Consider the following 19,300-nt stretch of genomic DNA (forward strand, 5'->3'; position numbering starts at 1 on the left):
TGGATGCCTCTGATTGAGATGTGGGATTGAGATGTGGGATTGAGATGCGGGATTGAGATTACCAATGTTCATATTGCTGTTATTGTACCAGCCATGACGCCTTCACACTCTGCCAATAGCCCCGAAATTGAGCCGCTAACTGCGACACAAGGTCGCATCCTCGCACTAGCTTGGCCGATTATGCTCAGCAACATTACAGTGCCACTACTCGGCTTAGTCGATACTGCGATATTGGGTCATTTAGACGATGTCACTTACCTCGGTGCGGTCGCCATAGGCAGCCAGTTGTTTACCTTTATGCTGTGGAGTTTTGGGTTTTTACGCATGGGAACAACGGCATTAACCGCACAAGCCTATGGTCGCGATACGATAACTCAAGAAGTAAACGGCGTTTTCGATGTGCTCAAAAATGCGCTCTGGCTTGCGTTACCTCTGGCACTGCTAATCGCCGTCATCGCCCAATTTATGATTCCTTGGTTGCTACCGCTATTTGGCGACACACAGATATCGAATAACTCACTGCTACAAACACACGCCCAGCAATATATTGAGATACGTTTATTCAGCGTACCCGCGGTGTTACTACAGTACACCTTAGTTGGCTGGTTTATTGGCCTAGGGAAAACTCGTATTCCGCTACTTATGCTAACAAGTGCAAATCTCGTGAATGCGCTACTCGACTACCTCTTTGTTTATCACCTAAATATGACCAGCGACGGCGTCGCTTGGGGCAGCGTTATTGGCGATTACAGCGCCAGTATCATCGGCGTTATCTGCGTGTGGCGTTACTATCAGCAGAATCATCAGAACAACTCCTCGTCGATCAGCTCCGCTGTCTTGTGGTTGCAACGTCCACACTGGCAAGCTATAGCGCCCCTCGTACGCATTAATCATCAACTATTTATCCGTACTCTTTGCTTACTCAGTGTGTTTGCATTTTTTACCGCCCAAGGAGCACGACAAGGAGAAGAAATACTCGCCGTGAATGCCGTATTTATTACCTTGTTACTCCTCATTTCTAATGCCCTTGATGGCTTTGCTCATGCAACAGAAAGCCTAATAGGACAAGCACTGGGGTGCGCTCGCGCAGACTTATTAAAACGTATCTTATGGTTATCCGGCAGCAATATGGTGACGATGGCTGCTTTGCTATCCATTGGCTTTTTCAGTTTTGGCCCAACGCTATTAAGCGTTCTAACCAACAACCCTGGCCTACTTCCGCGCTTAGAAGAATACCAAGGTTTCTTATTCCTATTGCCCTTAGTCGGTGTTGCCAGCTATTGGCTCGATGGTATTTTTATTGGCGCGGCGCGAACAGCACTCATGCGCAACGCTATGTTAGCCGCAGCATTACTGGTGTTTTTACCTTTATGGTGGCTATTACTACCCTTCTCAAATTACGGTTTATGGCTAGCATTTTACGGATTCTTAGTAGCTCGCGCTCTATTTATGCTGCACGGCTTTTTGACACTCTGGCGGTACCCGAAAAAATTTATGTAAATCACCTAGCGTAGGCGTCAATCTTTACTATACTTTTTTCCAAGAGGCAGAAACTGACTCGTAAACATTTGATTTTATTAGATTTTTATACCGTCAGTTGTCAGTCACTAGAATTCACTGTCGTAATGATTAGCCACCGAAGAGGGTCGAATTGTGACCATGGAACGTATCGAAGTACTGATTCACAACGCCATTGCCGAAGAAAAAACCAGCCATCATTTACAGCAAGTCTTAGGTCAACGCTTGGATCAAGTAGCACGCGTTGTGCAACTACCAGAAAATGATGCGACACAGCGTTTGTGCGAATTTGTCGTGCGCTATATCAGTAACGTACCCGCCATGCTGACCGATCTAAGTGATGCCGCTCAGATAACAGGCTTGAGCCATGCCGTTGAACCTGTGATTCGCATTGCCGCCGAATTTTTCACGACACCACCACAAGCAATCAATAGTGAAGTCGGTTTAGCTGCGCTCATGGATGAAGCCTATTTAGCTCATCGTTTATTGGAAGAGGTCAACGAAGCCTGTATTCATCGCATTGGCCAGCCTTTAATTCCTTTAGATATGGCGCTATCCAACGTGATTATTCATACCTTGATTGGCGAGCCATTTTCTAACGACTTAGATGAGCTCGTCGAAGCGGCTGTCGAACGACTGTTAGAACAACCACAAGCCTATGAGAATCCAACCTTCGATTCCTTTATGAAACGCTTAGGCAGTAGTAATTTATTCCAAATTGGCCAGCGCTGGTCTTGCTTGTCAAGCCAAATGGGATTTGCCAGTCCGCTGCTGTAATTCGTTTTACTTTGAGCCTTCATGCATTAGTCATCTTGAAGGCTCAAAACTCTAATATTACTCTCTAAACCGCAGGTAAATGCGCTAACAGGAAATCCTGCAAAGCTCGAATACGTGTGCTTTGACGTAAGTCCTTATGATATACGAACCACATATCAGCCGAGCCTGTGCGCAAACCAAAATCAACTACCTGCAATCCATCTTCTGAGCCAAATGGCTTACGCACCATGCTTAAGGGACCTATCCCCATGCCTTCGCGAATGGCAGACTCTATGTCGTTAAAACTATTACTCTGATATGCCACTTGCTGAAAATCCAACCGCTCAAATAGCTGATCAATACCCGATAGTCGCAGTTTCTCGCCGCTTGGCATAACCCACAAATGACGATTTACGTCCGCTAATGAGCGCGGCACGCCGTAATTGTCTATGTAGCTTTGGGCTGCATAATATTGCAACCTAACAGACATTAAGCGCTTAGCAATAATGTCTGGTTCGCGCGGTTCTTGACCGATACGAATGGCAACGTGAATATCCCCACTGGCAAGGGACAAGACATCATCGGTTGCAACAATTTGGACCCGAATTTGCGGGTATTGCTGACGAAAGCCATGCAGCAGTGGCGCAAAGAAAGCCGAAAAATCCGATACTGTGGAAATTCGTAATGTGCCCGAAGGCGAACTTTCAAGCGACGACAAAGTGTTAAACAACAACTGCATATCGGTGACGATTGGGCGCATTTTCTCTAACATCAGATGACCGGCATCGGTCAGTTGATAGCCGCGCTGATGGCGAATAAACAAACGTAAATTGAGTTGCTGCTCCAAGCGATTAACCGCACGCAGAACTGTCGTGTGGTTAATACCTAACTGCTGACCGGCTCGGCTCAAGCTACCTGATTCCGCCACCTGATAGGCTACGCGCAAATCATCCCAGCGATACCCAGAATCCATACTCATCTCCACTTTGAACAAGTTCAGCGGCCTAATTGTGCATATTTGCACAATAGTTGTCTGTTTTTGTACCTATTTATCACACTCAGAAAGGTCTAATGTGATGACCTACAAGCAACTGACCAGCCGCGGAGGCGATTTCGAATGTCAGGCAATTTAAGGAACACCCCGCTTGGTTATGGCTGGATAGCCATCCTACTCCATTGGACTATGGCGCTTGCTATTGTCGCTATGTTCGGATTAGGCCTTTACATGGTTGAACTAACCTACTACGACGCTTGGTACAAAGGCTCCCTCGACCTGCATAAGAGTGCCGGTATATTAGTCGCACTATTATGGCTCACTCGTGTGTGCTGGCGCTTACTGAACCCAACACCAAAACCTTTGTCGGAAAAACCGTTAGAAAATAAAGCGGCCCACATTGCGCACTTAGGTTTGTATACCTTGATGGCCATGTTGTTCCTCAGCGGCTACTTAATATCCACCGCTGACGGTCTAGCGATCACGGTATTTGGCTTGTTCGATGTGCCAGCAACACTTACGGGCAATGGGCAAGCAGACGTCGCAGGCGAAGTTCACGAATGGCTGGCTTGGTCGCTTATTGCCTTAGCGACGTTCCACGGTGTCGCGGCGTTAAAACACCACTTTATAGACAAAGATAAAACACTGCTGCGCATGATTAGACCCGAATCAAATTCAAATGAATTTAAATAACGAATAAAACACATTTAACTGTAATAGGATAAAACATGAAAAAATTACTATTAACTTTGGCATTCAGCGCGGCGACATTAGCGGCTCCATTAACCCAAGCAGCCACCTATACTGTCGATCACCAAGGCGCACATGCTTCGGTCAACTTTAAGATCAAACATCTTGGATACAGCTGGTTGGTAGGTCGTTTCAACACCTTCGACGGCACGTTTGAATATGATGCAGCTGCGCCAGACAAATCTGCAATTAATGTGACCATTGATACTACCAGCGTTGATTCAAACCATGCCGAGCGTGACAAGCACCTGCGAGGTGCTGATTTTTTAAATACCGGTAAATATCCAGAAGCTTCGTTTAAAAGTACCGGCTTTAAAACAACCGGCGAAGGCACTGGTGTAATTACTGGCGACTTTACCCTGCATGGCGTGACCAAAAGCATTAGTTTTCCAGTGACTCGCATCGGTGAAGGTAACGATCCATGGGGCGGGTATCGTGCGGGCTTTGAAGGTTCAACCACGCTGACATTGAAAGATTATGGTATCGACTATAACTTAGGCCCAGCGTCAACTCAGGTTGAAATTGAACTCCATATCGAAGGTATTCGTCAGTAAGACGCCATCGTAAGTAACCAAAAGCCGGCTTAGTGCCGGCTTTTTGTTTTGTACGGTCTTACGACTTATTCACAAGGTGTGTCAGCGTCGCAGTATACAGCACCTGCCCTGGCAACCCAGTGACAGATCCACCGGGTTGCTCCAAGCTGATCGCTAACGCCGCAATCTGGAGGCTATCAAAGGCTTCATGACGCGGCACATCAAGCACCCCAGACTCAGGAACAACCCCTAATGAAATAGGTGCGCGTCCGTCTGAGGCCACTATCCATAACTCATAGTCGTGATCGGCACTTTGCTCAACCGCTGCCGTCGCCTGCACATGCAACACATCGTCACTTAATTCCAGCAACCATAACGGCTGTTGATCAGCATTCTGAATAATCGCGATCTGTTGTGTCAAAGGCATTGCTACTTGCTTGCTTGGCATCACCAAAACCACCGCGAGCACTAGCATAGCAGCCGTTGATAGTGCCGCTAACCAACCCCAGTTAGTGTTTGCCGCTGCTTCTTCAGCCGCATGTTCAATAGCATCTTCCGTATCATTGGCGGCTTCAGGCAAATGCCCAAGGCGTAATTGTATTTTGCGCAGCAATTGTGTCGAAGGCACAGCGTCTAATAACCGCTCTGTCATTGGCGCTAAGGTGCGCTCCCAGTAATAGACGCGCTCACGAATTTCGGCGTGCTCTCGCATCAATCGTTGAAAGCGTGATCTAGCAGCGCCATGCAACGTACCCAGTACGTACTCTGCGGCCAGGGCATCTTTCCGTTCTTTAGTCAGGTAATTCATGATTCCAGACACCTCTTTAGGCGCTGTAAACCTCGGCGAATCCAGCTTTTAACCGAACCCAGCGGCGATCCCAGCTGCTCAGTAATCTCACTATGCGTTAGTCCGCGGAAGTAGGCCAAGTGAATGGCGTGCTGTTCTCCCTCGTCCAACGTCTGCATACAGGCACCCAACTGCGGTGCATCTTCAGTCAACACTAAATCATCCAATAAACTTGTTTGCTCAGTCTCTGGTATCGACTCGTCACCCTCAAATTCATCCTGCTTATCTTCACGCAACTTGCGGCTGCGCAGCATGTCTAAACAGCGATATCTGACGATGCTGCTCATCCAAGTTAGTACAGAACCACGCTCTTGGTGATATTCACCAGCGTTGTACCAAATGCGCACATAAGCTTCTTGTACGGCCTCTTCTGCCCTATCAGGCTGACGCAGTAAGTTTAGTGCTACTGCATACAAACGCCTGTTAGTACGCTCATATAATTTGGCAAAAGCGTCTTCTCGCCCTTGCGCCGTCTCAGTTAAGAGTCGCAATTCAATTTCTAAATCCATGGATGGTGCTCTACCTTTGGTAGGTTTCCGTTACGGGAATACGCGTTTTTTCTACCGGTAATAGATATACGATAGACTGCACTTTTCGGATGCACAAAATATAAGACTAGTTCCACGCTGTGATTCAGATCAAGGTGATAGTTAAGCCCTCAGCTATGCTAAGAGAAGCTATCAAAAGGAGAGAATATGAATACTGAAGCAATCCGCGACCGTTTAGTGGCACGACAAAAAGTGTTGCTTGAACGTGCGAATAAGGTCGAGCGCGATGCTAGCCACCGAGATGCCCCCTTGTCCGCTGATTTTGCTGAGCAAGCTACCGAGCGCGAAAATGACGATGTATTGTTGGCGCTAGGTGATGAATGGCACCACGAACTACAAGATATTGATCATGCACTCGATAAACTAGAACACGGCACTTACGGTGAGTGCGATACCTGTGGAGAAAGCATCAATGCTGCGCGACTAGAAGCGATTCCAACCGCGCATCAATGCATGATGTGTGCAGATTAGGCGATATTTACGACCACTTCACTGCTGGTCGAATTAGCAATAAAACAATGTTCATGTGCCTTATCGTGCATAGCACGAATAGCCTCAGAGTCCGGAATTTTATCGCCGCTAAACGTAGCTTTGGGATTTAGCGTAATACGACTAACCCAAAATTTACCGTCATCGCGCTGGCTTAATTCAGCCTCTGCCGTGTCGCGATAGCTCTCTACCTTTAAACGTTTTTTAGCAGCCAAAGCTAGAAATGTTTGCATATGACAACTGGCCATCGCCGCGGCCAACATTTGCTCTGGATCGGCACCGTATTCGTTACCTGCGCCACCAGCAGCAATGCTGACATCGGATTGAAACTGAATGCTATGACGACGTTCAAAGCCTTCGTGCGAGAACTCGCCCTGTGCTTGCCAGTCGATTTTAATTACGTGATCAGCCATTAGATTAGTCCTGTAAGGTTTTTCGCAAGGTAAAGGCTCCACGAAGATCGCCGACATTGAAGCCAACGGCCTGATCGACAGGATACAGTTCGTGTATTTTGCTAGCCACTGAGGGTGCCACATTAGAGCCGTGGCAAGTAACACACATTTCCGCAGTAGGGATGGCTTTCATGTAACGAAATTCGCCGTCAATAATCTTACTGGCTTCAACCATCATTGGGTTTTCGCCCGCCTGAATTCGATCATTGAATTCGTTTAGCGTCTGCTTTTCCCAGGCATCGGGAGCATTATCACTATTACGTATTTTTAGTGAGGTACGGCCAACACGCCAATCAGCCTGACTTAAACTTCCGGCAATGTCTGGCGCATTCAAATTACATACGGTAATTGCTGCTTCAGGACCTTCGCTTTGTATGCTCGTTTTCAAAACGGCCATCAACGACTGCCCTAGTATTTTACTTTGAGAACGAGCCTCTACTGTTAACGATTCCATATCTCCAGCATGCAGGGATACACCGAAAAAACATAAGTACATAATCACTAACTTGCGCACATGGAACCTCATAGACAAATGCTACTGATAAACACTAGGGTCAACTTCAATTTTATGAACAGTACCTGTCCATCCATCAAAACCGCCAACCAGCATACGTACGTTATCGAATCCCATCTGTTTGAGTGTATGGGCCGCCAAAGTGCTACGACCACCATTTTTGCAATACAGTAAAATAGTCGCTGAAGTATCGGTTAAAGCGGGATGGTCGCCGACGCGAAATTCCAATACTCCACGCGGAACATTAACAGCACTAGGTAGGTGGCCAGCATAAAACTCCGCCGGCTCGCGAACATCTAGCACCACAGCACCTGATGCTAATAGCGCTTCGGCTTCATTCGCAGTAATGGGTGAAATCGATGCTTGAGCGGCGGCTAAAAAATCTTCTTTTTTCATCATCATTACGCAATCTCACTTATTATGTATTCAGTTTAAGTAGCCAGAAAACCAACTATAGGCTGTCCACGTCATAACCGGCCAAGCAATCACTGGGCCTAATGTAAAACGCCATATCCGCATTTCAGGGATATAACCAATACCATGCACAAAACCGGCACTAATGCCCCACATAGCCAAGGATAACGGACCATGTTTTAAGCTCATGGTATCAGCAGCAACCAAATGAGGCATAACCAGTAATGCACCAGACAATCCGAGCGCTGTCAGTAATGACAGCACCCTCGCCCAAACGTGATAAAGAGGACCATAAGCGCGGTAATTAATCGGCGTTTTGTGATCGCCATCCGCGCTTACCGCCGCCTCTATTTTTTCACTCTGGGACATCAGCATCACGATCTAAGTTTTCATTCACTTCTAACCACAGCGCATTAATAATGCCGAATGAACAAGCCAACAATACGCCTAAAATCCAAGCAAAATACCACATAAATAATTCCTTAAATTAACAACACCCGAATACTAGTAAGTACTGTATTTATTGTTTTCAATAAAGTCGGTCGTTAAACGACCACGCATTTTGTAGTAACCCCATGCGGTGTAACTCAAAATAATAGGGACGAAAAACATAGCCACCCAGAACATAATATTCAGCGTTAATTCACTCGAAACAACATCCCACACGGTCAAGCTTTGAGCGGGGAACGTGCTCGACGGCATAATAAATGGGAACAAGCTAAAACCTGCAGTGCAAATAATTCCAGTTAGAGCAAAAGAACTAGAAACAAAGGCTAGCGCCCCACGATTAGCAATTGAAAATAAGGCAGTTAACAATAAACCAACAAACCCCATGGCTGGTGCACTCATCATCCACGGATAACGACCATAATTTTCCAACCACCCGCCCGACTGCAGCATCACTTCTTTTTGCAACGGCGTTACTGCTTTGGTCACATCGTTAATAGCGCTAATGACATAACCATCAAGATTAGCTACCCAAAAACCAGCAACGGCAAATGCTACCGTAACCACAACGGCTAAATACAAAGAGGTTTTCCGCGCACGCTCGTGCAAAGCGCCATCGGTACGCATTTGCAAATAAGTCCCGCCATGCATCGCCAACATCAACAAACTGATGACACCCGTCAACAAGGCAAATGGATTCAATAATGCCCAAAACGATCCGGTATAGGTGGAGCGCATAAACTCATCGAAACCAAAAGGAACGCCCACCAGTAAATTACCAAATGCGACGCCAAAGACTAAAGCAGGAACGGCTCCACCAACGGTTAAGCCCAAATCCCAAGCTCCACGCCAGCGTGGATCATCAATTTTAGAGCGATATTCAAACCCTACCGGACGGAAAAACAAGGCAAATAGCACCAAGAGTAAAGCCCAATAAAAACCCGAAAAAGCCGTGGCATACACGATCGGCCATGCCGCAAAAATGGCACCACCAGCCGTAATAAACCACACCTGATTACCATCCCAGTGCGGGCCGATGGTATTCATCATTACTCGACGTTCATTATCGGTGTTACCAATAATGCGTAATAAGGCACCTACGCCCATATCAAAGCCATCGGTTACCGCAAAGCCAATCAGCAGAACACCGATCAACACCCACCAAGCGAGTTTTAATGTTTCATAATCCATGGTGAATATCCTTACGCTGGTGCGTGAGTAGTAGTGTGATTACTTGGCTGTTCAAAATGATAGCGACCAGTATGTAAACTCGAAGGTCCTAAACGCGCAAAGCGAATCATTAAGTACATTTCAGCCACGAGCAGCAGTGAGTAGAAACCAATAAATGCGCCAATGCTCATATAAAGATCCGTCACGCTGCGTGTTGATACAGATAAGTGCGTTGGTAATATTTCACCAATAGACCAAGGCTGGCGACCGAATTCGGCAACAAACCAACCCATTTCACAGGCCACCCAAGGCGCAGGTAAACAAATAATCAAAGCGCGCAATAACCACTTTTGTTTCTCGGCGGTATGGCGTGCGCTGTAGTAAAAGGACAAGCCGATCAAAGTGAGCATCAAAAAGCCTAAACCCACCATAATGCGGAAGGTAAAGAACATAGGGGCAACGCCTGGGATAGTATCTGCGGCGGCTTGCTTAATTTGCTCTTCTGTCGCATCGACGACATCGTTGGTGTATTTCTTCAAGAGTAAGCCATAACCTAAGTCATCTTTTACTGCTTCAAATTCCGCTTTCGTTGCGGTAGACACATCACCCGCCTTTAGCTTCAGCAGCACTGCATAAGCAGTCATGCCATTGCGAATACGCTCTTCGTGCTCAATCAGTAAGTCTTTAATGCCGGTAATTTCTTGGCTCACCGAGCGCGTCGCTATCAACCCAAGCATGGCAGGAATTTTAATGGCGTAGTCGGTTTCTTGGGTTGCTTCATTCGGCAAGCCAATTAAGGTAAACGCGGCTGGCGGCTCTTGGGTTTCCCATTCGGCTTCGATGGCTGCAAGTTTGGTTTTCTGCACATCACCAATTTCATAACCTGACTCATCACCTAAAATAATGACCGAAAAAATAGACGCTAGACCAAAGCTTGACGCGATCGCAAATGATCGACGAGCAAAGGGTAAGTCGCGTTTTTTCAACATATAAAATGCCGAGATAGCGAGTACAAACATAGCACCCGTTACATAGCCTGCCGACACGGTATGCACAAACTTAACCTGCGCTACGGGATTAAAAATAACGTCTGAAAAACTCATCATCTCCATACGCATGGTTTCATAATTGAATTCTGCACCAACAGGGTTCTGCATCCAGCCATTTGCGATCAAAATCCACAAAGCTGACATATTCGAACCGATGGCCACCAACCAAGTCACCGCTAAATGCTGCACTTTCGTCAGACGATCCCAGCCAAAGAAAAACAAACCGATAAAAGTAGACTCTAAAAAGAAGGCCATCAGACCTTCAATCGCCAGCGGCGCACCGAAAATATCACCGACGTAATGTGAGTAATAAGCCCAATTGGTGCCGAACTGAAACTCCATCGTCAAGCCAGTGGTTACCCCCAGCGCAAAGTTAATACCAAATAACTTGCCCCAGAACTTCACCATATCCTGATAAATCTGCTTGCCGGTCATGACATACACAGATTCCATAATGGCTAAAATAAACGCTAACCCCAGCGTTAATGGAACAAACAGAAAGTGGTATAGCGCGGTTATCGCGAATTGCAGTCGCGATAGATCCACCAAACTTTCACTGATCATGGGTGTTCTCCTTCATATTAGAATCGGTAGCGGATGGGCTGACAGGTAATCCCCACTGCTCAGTCATGACCTCATCAACACGGCCTTGCTCGACCGAGTCGGAAAAATACAGCGTATAAATACCCCAAATGAGGGCCAGCTTGATAATGAGTAGCGCAGTCAATTCACGAATTAGCGCGGAAGACCACATAGAGGCTTTGTCTGAAGACGTTTTAAATATCGGCATCACTCAAACCTCCAGAACTAGGAGCGCCAGTATCTCAAACTGGCAAAGACTGCGTATGCGACAAGACGTCGCAGCTGGATGTAGAGCTGTTGAAATAGGTCAAGATATAACTACATAAGCATGAAGATTTCAACTCTTCATTTGTCTTGTGTAGCCATTCTATTGATACCGCCCCTCCCTAGGCTTGCGGCTATCGCAGTGGTATATTCAGAAGCAGTCTAGGCTCAGGCAGTGGTATATTCAGAAGCAGCCTAGGCTCAGGAATGACGAAAATAAAAGGCTTAGTCACAGATGTGACGAGAGCATATACAAAACACGGCAATAATTCCGAGATTACATAGCAATCGGAGCAGCCCCTGAGCAACTCACCACAACCGTTTGGCAGACGGTTATAGAACCTATGGACAGTGCAATGGCCGCGGATTTACGTGAACACCCAAGATTCACCAGCCAGCTAAATGCGCTATTAACGCTTAGCGATGGGCGCAAGTTCGACTGTATCGTGACGGATTTTTCGCACAGCGGCATGAAACTTAATTGGCAGCACGGCAGCCTGAAAGGCACCGCGGGTGTGCATCAATTGCAACTTTCACTGGCAAACCCAGTCAATATTGCTGTGGAGTGGGTATTTCAACGCAATCAAGTTGTTGGCATTAAATTGCACGAGCCCGACGACCAACTCTTCTTGCAGCTACAAGAAGTTAATCAATCTAGCCGTGCCGGCGGCGGTATCACTAGCGAACAACGCGAAACATTTAAAAAGCTGTTTGTCAGCGAAGCATCTCGCCTCATCGAAAGATTACCGCGCCAGTGGCTCCCCGAATTTTTAGAAGGTACCTTCGATCAGGCCAATCAAGCTCGCAATACGGCAGAGCAGCAACAATGGCTGAAGCTAGAAAAACAAGTTAAAGCGCAGGGTGACAAATTCTTTCAGCGTTTTTCACAGATTTTAACTCATCAATTAAAACGCTGGATGGATGGTGAAGCTAAAATCTCTGACGAATCAGAAGACTATGAAGGTTCGATTGCATTATCACTGGTACACCAAAGCGATTTTGAAGATTGGTTATTAGCAAAAGTAACCGCATCACATCTGCAATCGCATTTGAACAAAGAAAGCTTCGAGCTTAGACAGCTACTCGATACCATTTCCAGCGCCTCTGTCGAAAACTGCTTTAACCCCATAGGCCCAAATACGGTAACCGAAGCATTTCGCGACAGTGTTGAAACCATTGGCCTACCACATGAGGCGCGAGAGCTTGCGTTCGATACATTCGAACACGCGGCATTAACCTTACTGACGTCGACTTATCAAAATGTCATTCGCCAAATTAATATCCCACTGACATTCCGCTATCGTAAACCTAAGCAAGATGAACGTCCGCAGGCGGCAACGACGGCAAGTTATGCTCAAACGGAGCAGCCGACTGCCGGCACTGCAAATTCAGTAAAAGAACCACAAGCGCCAAAAAACCAGTACAGCGCAGGCAACACCGATAGTGCCAGCAATAAGCCATCAATGGCCGACTTCCAACGCCATCACGAAGAAGCACGCCAGGCCTACGAAAACATTCAACACTTATTATCGTTGCGCTATCAACGCTCGCAACCAGAAAGCGAAGCTCCGGCCTTACCCGAAGCTGCGCCAGAACAAATTACCGATTTAGTTGCGGTGATGTCGCAAGTTAATGCCTTGCCAGACAGCCACGTACTCGATGAGTTAGAGCACGAACTTGCTCGCCAAGACGTAAGTCTGCCCGAAGATACGCGTCACGCAATCGACACCATTGAGCATGTCACCCGCGACTTACTAGACAACCCGCAAATTGCTGACTTTATCAAACCGTCGATCTCACAATTAGGCTGGCCGTTACTGCACTTGATGCTGAATGATGCCACCTTACTGTTCAATCAAGATCACCCAGGGCGCTTAGTGCTGAACTTGTTGGCACGCTTAGGACATTTGACCACTACTGGCCAAGGCAAGATTCAGGCGACCCTAGAAGAATTAATCACCCCGCTAACGGACGATATTCAAAATAACCCCCAACAATTGGATGAGTTATTAGAATCATTGCAAACCATGGTTGGCAGTGCTGAACGTAAGGCCCGCAAGAACGCCGAGCGCGTCGCACAAACCGCCGAAGGCGAGTATCGCTTAGCCATGGCGCGTCGTCGTATCGACGCCTTAATTGGTCGTGATATCTCTGGCCGTACTTTGCCCAATTGTGTAGTTGAGTGGCTGCGTGAAGGCTGGCAACAGATGCTGTGCTTACTGCTGCTGCGCGAAGGCCCAGATAGCGTTCGCTTTAAAGGCGCAGTGAAACTCTATCGCCAAACCTTAGTACTATTTAATAGCAACAACACTGGGCGTCGCGAGCTCATGCTCAAGTTCGCCCCCATGATGGATCTCGCCCGCCAAGAACTAGATCAACTGAACGGTCCTCTGCCGCGCCATGACACATGGCATAAAGCGATACTAGAAGCCGCAGAAGAGCACCTCAGTCACGGCGAAGTACGAGAAACCGTTGATCTGCCAGAATTCATTGAAGAACAAGAAGATCAGCAGCTGCAAGGTAAAGGCGCTCGGCGCGCACGAAATCTGCAAATGGGCGATCGCCTGCTCATCATTAGTAACAATCAAACCGTATCAATTGCTTGGATTGCGGCCGATATGTCGCGCTTCGCCTGCGTTAATCATAGCGGTATGAAAATCGTAGATTTCACCTTCAACGAACTCGCAATCGCACTCGAAGATGGCTCCATTAAGCGCTTATATGAAGCTGAGGAATCGGCGGTTGACCAGAGCGTTGATAGCCTAGTGCAACAGATCTATAAAGACCTATCCGAACAAGCAAACATTGATGCCCTTACCGGCCTAACAAACCGTCAGCATTTCTTGTATCTACTACAAGAACAACTGCAACAACATCTGCATAGCGGCGTGCCGCAGACCTTGTGCATGATTGATATTGATCAGTTTAAGTTGATTAATAAAAACTACGGAGTGGAAGGCGGTGACATCTGCCTGCAAGCCATCGCGACACTTATTGAAGATCATGATGGCGACGCCATTTGTGCCCGTATAGGCAGTAATGAATTCGCAGTATTGTTCCCGCGCCACGATATCGAACAAGCAGAAGCCAGTACGCGACTTCTGCGTAAGGCAATTGAACAGTTCGATATACCAACGGGCGAAAGCACCTTCCGCGTTCATGTCAGCATGGGCTTGGCCGAATTAAATGCCGATACCACAGAAGCCGCGTTGTTATTTGAACAAGCAGAATCGGCCTGCATGCTAGCCAAAGACCGTGGCGGTAGCCGTATTGTGCGCTACGAATTTGATGACGCTTCACGCCAACGCCAAGATGCCTTTATGCATTGGGGGAACAAGCTCAACCAAGCCCTTGAAAACGAACAACTATCGGTCCTGTGCGTTCCTATCAAAGCGATTCAAGAACGGCATAAAGGACATATTCAATACGAAGTAGTTATCAGCATCGCAGACGAGGATGGCGCTCAAATACCGCCATTAGAGTATCTACAAGCCGCTGAAAACTATAACCGCATGTACATGTTAGACCGCTGGATTATCGAACAGATGGTGCAATGGCTGGCTGATAACCCTGAGACTGCTGCGACAATTCAGCGTTTCGTTCTGCGCCTGTCGGGGCACGCTATCAACGATGAAAGTTTGTTAGCCTACATCTTTGAGCAGGCAAGAGAAAAAGACGTGCCCGTTAATAAGCTCTGCTTTGAACTGAATGAAACATCTGCCATTAAAGATCTCGATGACGCCGCCGATTTCATGCACGAAATGCGCAGTCTTGGCTGTAAGTTCGTGCTTGCTGATTTTGGTACTGGGCAATCCTCATTCCGCTATCTAAAAGCCTTACCGGTTGACTTTGTTAAGATCGACCATAACTTTATTGATGGCCTAAATAGCAGCTCAGCCGACTACGCCCTGATTAAATCGATTCAGGAAATCGCGCAATTTATGGCGAAGAAAACCATCGCTGAATATAGCCCAAATCAATCCGTATGGGAGATTCTGCGAGGTATTGGCATCGACTACAGTGTTGCATCATCGGACGATCACATTGCCCTACAAGATCTGGCTTAAACGTAGGCTATTAACGCTTGAGTCGATGAATGCCTCAACCTACTCCCGGGCGCCTGAATGACAAGTGTCTGGGTTTAGTGAAACCGTCACCCTAACCGGTGTACAATCCGTGCTCCAAATCTCAATAGTGCCTGACATGAAATCGATTTTGACCATAGGGCTGTGCCTAGTAATGGCCGCCTGCTCTGTTGGCAGACTGCCGAGCAATCTATCTCGTTCCATGATGAACCAAGATGATCCTGCGGTAGTAGCCGCTGGCGCCCCTGCCTATTTACTACTGTTAGATGCCTTGGTTCTAACTTATCCCGATGACGAAGACTTCCTACTTGCCGCTTCTCGTTTGTATGGAGCATATGCCGGCGTATTTGCTCAAGATGAAGAGCAAGCTAAATCAATGGCCGACAAAGCCATGACCTACGCCCGACGAGCACTGTGCGAATACGATGATGATGCTTGTCGTCTAGTGGATGGTCCTGCGGATGCTCTCAATAACGCCCTATATTTAGACTACGACAGCGACGACATTGCCGTTTTTTACGCATTTGCTTCTGCTTGGGCCGGTTGGATTCAAGCTAATACTGACGACTGGAATGCCATTGCGCAGTTATCAAAAGTAACGATCCTAATGACTTGGGTAGCCAGCCATGATCCGGCATACGACAACGCCACTGTGCAAGTCTATTTAGGCGTATTGGAAACCCAACTTCCACCATCATTAGGCGGCAAACCAGAAGCAGGTCGAGCGCACTTTGAGCGCGCTATCGAATTAACCGATGGCCACAATCTCATGGCCAAGGTACTGTTTGCGAAACAATACGCCCGTTTGATGTTCGAACAAGAACTGCATGATCGTTTGCTGCAAGAAACTCTCAGTGCCGATCCCCATTTTGAAGGCCTAACCTTGATCAATCGTTTAGCACAACGCCAAGCGCATCTTTTGCTGGCTGAATCCGCTGATTACTTTGAGTGAGACCATAATGAAATTACTAACACCCGCTATATTAGTCTTAAGCCTACTAGCATCTGGGGCACAAGCCGCCACGCTAAAAATTGCTACACTGGCACCCGATGGTACTAGCTGGATGAAGCTATTGCGCGAAGCGGCTGCTGAAATAAAGACAGAAACGGAAGGTCGCGTAAACGTTAAATATTTCCCAGGCGGCGTACAAGGTAGCGACAAGAGCGTGCTACGTAAAATGCAGATCCGCCAACTGCAAGGTGGTGCTGTTGCCTCTGGTGCATTCGCGCAAATCGCCTCGTCTACTCAGCTCTATAGCCTGCCATTCACCTTCCGCAATTTAGAAGAAGTACGTGCAATTCGTGAAGAGTTCGATCCGTACATTATTCAAGATCTAGCGAAGAATGGCTATGTCGTACTCGGCATATCAGAAGGCGGGTTTGCTTATTTGATGTCGAATAAAGCGATCCGCACATCAAGCGATGTTCAAGATCGCAAAGTTTGGGTTCCTGAAGGCGATATGATCAGCCAAACAACGTTCGAAAACGGTGGCGTATCACCCATAGCACTGCCTGTTTCAGATGTGTATACCAGCTTACAAACTGGTTTGATCGATACAGTTGCCGTTAACCCTTCGACCTCGATTGCATTGCAGTGGCATACCAAACTCGATTACGCCACAGATTACCCTCTGGTGTTTTTGATTGGCATGATGGTCGTTGATGATTCTGCCTTTAAAAAATTCAGCCCGGCTGATCAAGCAACCGTCAAACGTGTTATGGCAGCTACCTTCGCGAAAATGGATGCACAAAACGAAATTGATGAAGCCGGTGCACGCCAAGCCCTAGCACAAAACGGTATCGAATTCGTAGAGCTGACCGAAGCTGACAAGACCGCATGGCAAGCATTAGCCAAAGGTGCGATTGCTGCTCTTGCCGATAAGAACGTTTATCCCGTCGATTTATACAAAAAGCTGCAACAGCGTCTCATCGAATTACGTCAGGCTAAATAATGAAGAAACTCGTAACTTGGGTGCATCGAGCAGAAGACAGTCTATTAGTGCTACTCCTACTCGCTATGATTTTACTGGCGGGATTCGATATTCTCGCGCGCTCGTTGTTTGGAGGCGGTGTCAGCTGGATTCCACCCTTGTTAAGAGTTTTAGTGCTATGGCTTGGTCTGCTAGGCGCTTTGTTAGCAACACGCACTCGAGAGCACATTGCTATTGATCTAATTAATCGCTTAGCTGGGCCAAACACCAAACGTTTGTTGGCAACCCTAACTCTGAGTTTTGCCGCTGTCATTTGCTGTATTATTGCTTGGCATAGCTATGCATTTCTCGCTGTATCACGCGAATTCGGCGATATTGCTTTTGCTCAAATTCCAGCTTGGCCGCTACAAGCTATTATTCCTTTTAGCTTTGGCTTGATGGGCCTGAGATTTATCGCGCAAAGTCTAGATACAGCGTTTAATGGCTTGGAGAAAAACGCATGAGCGTTATTATTCCTCTCATTCTATTCTTGCTCGCCATAGCTGGTGCCCCGTTATTCACCGTCATTGCTGCAAGCGCGTTATGGGGCTTTTGGCAGAGTGATGTCGACCTGCAAGTTATGGCCGTAGAAATCTATCGCATTGCCGAAATGCCCGTGCTGATCGCTATTCCTCTGTTTACCTTTGCTGGTTATTTGCTCGGTGAAAGCCAAGCGCCTAAACGCCTCGTACGAATTACCGATGCATTTCTTGGTTGGATGCCTGGTGGCCTGGCCATCGTTGCTCTTGTAGCGTGCGCTATGTTTACAGCATTTACAGGAGCTTCAGGCGTGACCATAGTGGCACTGGGCGCATTGTTAGTACCGGCACTGAATAAAGCAGGCTACAAAGAGCAGTTCAATCTGGGTCTAGTAACCACATCCGGTAGTCTTGGATTGTTGTTCGCGCCGTCGTTACCTTTGATTCTGTATGGCGTCATTGCCCAGCAAATGGCTTTGGACACGCCTGTGAGTATTGATGATCTGTTTCTTGCGGGTCTTTTGCCTGGTCTGCTTATGCTTGTGGCACTATCGCTTTATAGCGCTTGGCAAGGTCGTCATATTAAGAAAGAAGCTGCGCCTTTTGATGGCGCGGAAGCGTGGGCTGCAATCAAGGACAGCGCGTGGGAGATTCCTCTGCCTTTCGTCGTACTTGGAGGTATTTACGGTGGTTTCTTCGCCGTATCTGAAGCCGCTGCCATCACAGCGTTATACGTACTAATCGTCACTGTAGTGATTCGTCGCGAAATCAGTTTTAGTAATTTACCCGGCGTTATGCGCGACTCGATGAAACTCGTTGGCGCTATTTTACTGATATTAGGCGTATCCCTCGCATCCACTAACTACATGATTGATGCTGGGGTACCTGAGGCTATCTTTGGCTACATTCAGGCACACGTCAGTGACGGATTCACATTCCTATTACTGCTAACGGTATTCTTGCTAATCTTAGGAATGATGCTGGACATCTTCTCAGCCATCGTCATTATGATTCCGATCATACTGCCGATCGCTGTACAGTATGGTATCCACCCAATCCATCTAGGGATTTTGTTCTTGGCGAATATGCAATTGGGATATTTCACACCGCCGGTAGGCATGAATTTATTTATTGCTAGCTTCCGCTTTAATAAACCAGTGATGACCCTATATAAAGCGACGCTGCCCTTCTTCTTTATTCTATTAGCCACCGTCATCATCATCACCTATGTGCCTTGGCTAAGTATGGTTCTGCTATGACCATAAACATCGCTTTAAATACTCACTTATGCATGACCAATCTTTACAGCTCTCTGCCCAAACTTACGCAGGACGGGAGTAGATTATCAGGTATTGGCTTAGGCCATCTTCATGATCGTTGCGCAAGGATGTGCACCCAGTCCTGCTGCTTTGCGGGCCCCCAACGGCCCGCTCTTTTTC

Annotated in this window: 21 protein-coding genes; 10 read left to right on the forward strand and 11 right to left on the reverse strand. The window is 47.2% G+C overall.

Going from position 1 to position 19,300, the window contains the following annotated elements; all coding sequences use genetic code 11:
* The first annotated feature begins 33 nt into the window (after nt 1-33).
* Both UXZ23_RS07600 and UXZ23_RS07605 read left to right on the forward strand, forming a co-directional pair.
* Nucleotides 34-1,500 carry an MATE family efflux transporter gene (locus UXZ23_RS07600; protein WP_320820012.1) on the forward strand — a complete coding sequence of 489 codons (1,467 nt, stop codon included), beginning with the start codon at nt 34-36 and terminating at the stop codon, nt 1,498-1,500.
* A 153-nt stretch (nt 1,501-1,653) separates the two neighbouring features.
* Nucleotides 1,654-2,295, forward strand: a complete 642-nt coding sequence (locus UXZ23_RS07605; protein WP_320820013.1) for a hypothetical protein — start codon at nt 1,654-1,656, stop codon at nt 2,293-2,295.
* A gap of 64 nt (nt 2,296-2,359) precedes the next feature.
* On the opposite strand, the gene UXZ23_RS07610 is transcribed toward UXZ23_RS07605, so the two are convergent.
* Entirely contained in the window at nt 2,360-3,247 is an 888-nt protein-coding gene (locus UXZ23_RS07610) for a LysR family transcriptional regulator (RefSeq protein WP_320820014.1), read from the reverse strand.
* Nucleotides 3,248-3,391: 144 nt separating this feature from the next.
* On the opposite strand from UXZ23_RS07610, the gene UXZ23_RS07615 reads away from it, so the two are divergent.
* A complete protein-coding gene (locus UXZ23_RS07615) occupies nt 3,392-3,961 on the forward strand; it encodes a cytochrome b (protein WP_320820015.1) in 570 nt (189 codons plus the stop codon).
* Between the two features lie 35 nt (nt 3,962-3,996).
* On the forward strand, nt 3,997-4,572 hold the full coding sequence (locus UXZ23_RS07620) for a YceI family protein (RefSeq protein ID WP_320820016.1): 576 nt from the start codon (nt 3,997-3,999) through the stop codon (nt 4,570-4,572).
* A gap of 58 nt (nt 4,573-4,630) precedes the next feature.
* On the opposite strand, the gene UXZ23_RS07625 is transcribed toward UXZ23_RS07620, so the two are convergent.
* Entirely contained in the window at nt 4,631-5,359 is a 729-nt protein-coding gene (locus UXZ23_RS07625; protein WP_320820017.1) for an anti-sigma factor domain-containing protein, read from the reverse strand.
* The gene (locus tag UXZ23_RS07630; protein WP_320820018.1) at nt 5,356-5,907 is read right to left on the reverse strand and encodes an RNA polymerase sigma factor; all 552 of its coding nucleotides are present in this window, start codon (nt 5,905-5,907) and stop codon (nt 5,356-5,358) included. Before UXZ23_RS07630 ends, UXZ23_RS07625 begins: the two co-directional genes overlap by 4 nt.
* A 186-nt stretch (nt 5,908-6,093) precedes the next feature.
* Between UXZ23_RS07630 and UXZ23_RS07635 the strand changes: the two genes are divergently transcribed.
* Nucleotides 6,094-6,417, forward strand: a complete 324-nt coding sequence (locus UXZ23_RS07635) for a TraR/DksA family transcriptional regulator (RefSeq protein WP_320820019.1) — start codon at nt 6,094-6,096, stop codon at nt 6,415-6,417.
* Here UXZ23_RS07635 and UXZ23_RS07640 read toward each other — a convergent pair.
* From UXZ23_RS07640 to UXZ23_RS07675, 8 genes are read right to left on the reverse strand one after another with little or no spacing between them, the layout of a single operon-like run.
* A complete protein-coding gene (locus UXZ23_RS07640; protein ID WP_320820020.1) occupies nt 6,414-6,848 on the reverse strand; it encodes an OsmC family protein in 435 nt (144 codons plus the stop codon). The genes UXZ23_RS07635 and UXZ23_RS07640 overlap by 4 nt on opposite strands.
* A gap of 4 nt (nt 6,849-6,852) precedes the next feature.
* Entirely contained in the window at nt 6,853-7,401 is a 549-nt protein-coding gene (locus UXZ23_RS07645) for a DUF3365 domain-containing protein (RefSeq protein WP_320820021.1), read from the reverse strand.
* 21 nt (nt 7,402-7,422) lie between these two features.
* Nucleotides 7,423-7,803 carry a rhodanese-like domain-containing protein gene (locus UXZ23_RS07650; RefSeq protein WP_320820022.1) on the reverse strand — a complete coding sequence of 127 codons (381 nt, stop codon included), beginning with the start codon at nt 7,801-7,803 and terminating at the stop codon, nt 7,423-7,425.
* Between the two features lie 24 nt (nt 7,804-7,827).
* Nucleotides 7,828-8,184: a cyd operon YbgE family protein gene (locus UXZ23_RS07655; protein WP_320820023.1), complete on the reverse strand. Its 357-nt coding sequence runs from the start codon at nt 8,182-8,184 to the stop codon at nt 7,828-7,830.
* Entirely contained in the window at nt 8,171-8,287 is a 117-nt protein-coding gene (gene cydX, locus UXZ23_RS07660; protein WP_025266463.1) for a cytochrome bd-I oxidase subunit CydX, read from the reverse strand. Before cydX ends, UXZ23_RS07655 begins: the two co-directional genes overlap by 14 nt.
* A 32-nt stretch (nt 8,288-8,319) precedes the next feature.
* Nucleotides 8,320-9,453 carry a cytochrome d ubiquinol oxidase subunit II gene (gene cydB, locus UXZ23_RS07665; protein WP_320820024.1) on the reverse strand — a complete coding sequence of 378 codons (1,134 nt, stop codon included), beginning with the start codon at nt 9,451-9,453 and terminating at the stop codon, nt 8,320-8,322.
* Between the two features lie 11 nt (nt 9,454-9,464).
* Nucleotides 9,465-11,045, reverse strand: coding sequence for a cytochrome ubiquinol oxidase subunit I (locus tag UXZ23_RS07670; protein WP_320820025.1), 1,581 nt, complete (start codon nt 11,043-11,045; stop codon nt 9,465-9,467).
* Nucleotides 11,035-11,271, reverse strand: a complete 237-nt coding sequence (locus UXZ23_RS07675) for a hypothetical protein (protein WP_320820026.1) — start codon at nt 11,269-11,271, stop codon at nt 11,035-11,037. Before UXZ23_RS07675 ends, UXZ23_RS07670 begins: the two co-directional genes overlap by 11 nt.
* 412 nt (nt 11,272-11,683) lie before the next feature.
* Here UXZ23_RS07675 and UXZ23_RS07680 point away from each other — a divergent pair, with 412 nt between their 5' ends.
* The 5 genes from UXZ23_RS07680 to UXZ23_RS07700 all read left to right on the forward strand — a co-directional run bounded on the left by UXZ23_RS07680 (nt 11,684) and on the right by UXZ23_RS07700 (nt 19,120).
* A complete protein-coding gene (locus UXZ23_RS07680) occupies nt 11,684-15,394 on the forward strand; it encodes a DUF1631 family protein (RefSeq protein ID WP_320820027.1) in 3,711 nt (1,236 codons plus the stop codon).
* Between the two features lie 136 nt (nt 15,395-15,530).
* The gene (locus tag UXZ23_RS07685; protein WP_320820028.1) at nt 15,531-16,364 is read left to right on the forward strand and encodes a TRAP transporter TatT component family protein; all 834 of its coding nucleotides are present in this window, start codon (nt 15,531-15,533) and stop codon (nt 16,362-16,364) included.
* Nucleotides 16,365-16,371: 7 nt separating this feature from the next.
* Complete coding sequence (dctP, locus tag UXZ23_RS07690; protein WP_320820029.1) at nt 16,372-17,364, forward strand: TRAP transporter substrate-binding protein DctP; 993 nt, start codon at nt 16,372-16,374, stop codon at nt 17,362-17,364.
* Nucleotides 17,364-17,846: a TRAP transporter small permease gene (locus UXZ23_RS07695; protein ID WP_320820030.1), complete on the forward strand. Its 483-nt coding sequence runs from the start codon at nt 17,364-17,366 to the stop codon at nt 17,844-17,846. The genes dctP and UXZ23_RS07695 overlap by 1 nt, the downstream gene beginning before the upstream one ends.
* The gene (locus UXZ23_RS07700) at nt 17,843-19,120 is read left to right on the forward strand and encodes a TRAP transporter large permease subunit (protein ID WP_320820031.1); all 1,278 of its coding nucleotides are present in this window, start codon (nt 17,843-17,845) and stop codon (nt 19,118-19,120) included. Before UXZ23_RS07695 ends, UXZ23_RS07700 begins: the two co-directional genes overlap by 4 nt.
* Nucleotides 19,121-19,300: the final 180 nt, after the last annotated feature.

The sequence above is a fragment of the Thalassolituus sp. genome (assembly GCF_034111725.1).
GTDB lineage: Bacteria > Pseudomonadota > Gammaproteobacteria > Pseudomonadales > Oceanobacteraceae > Thalassolituus.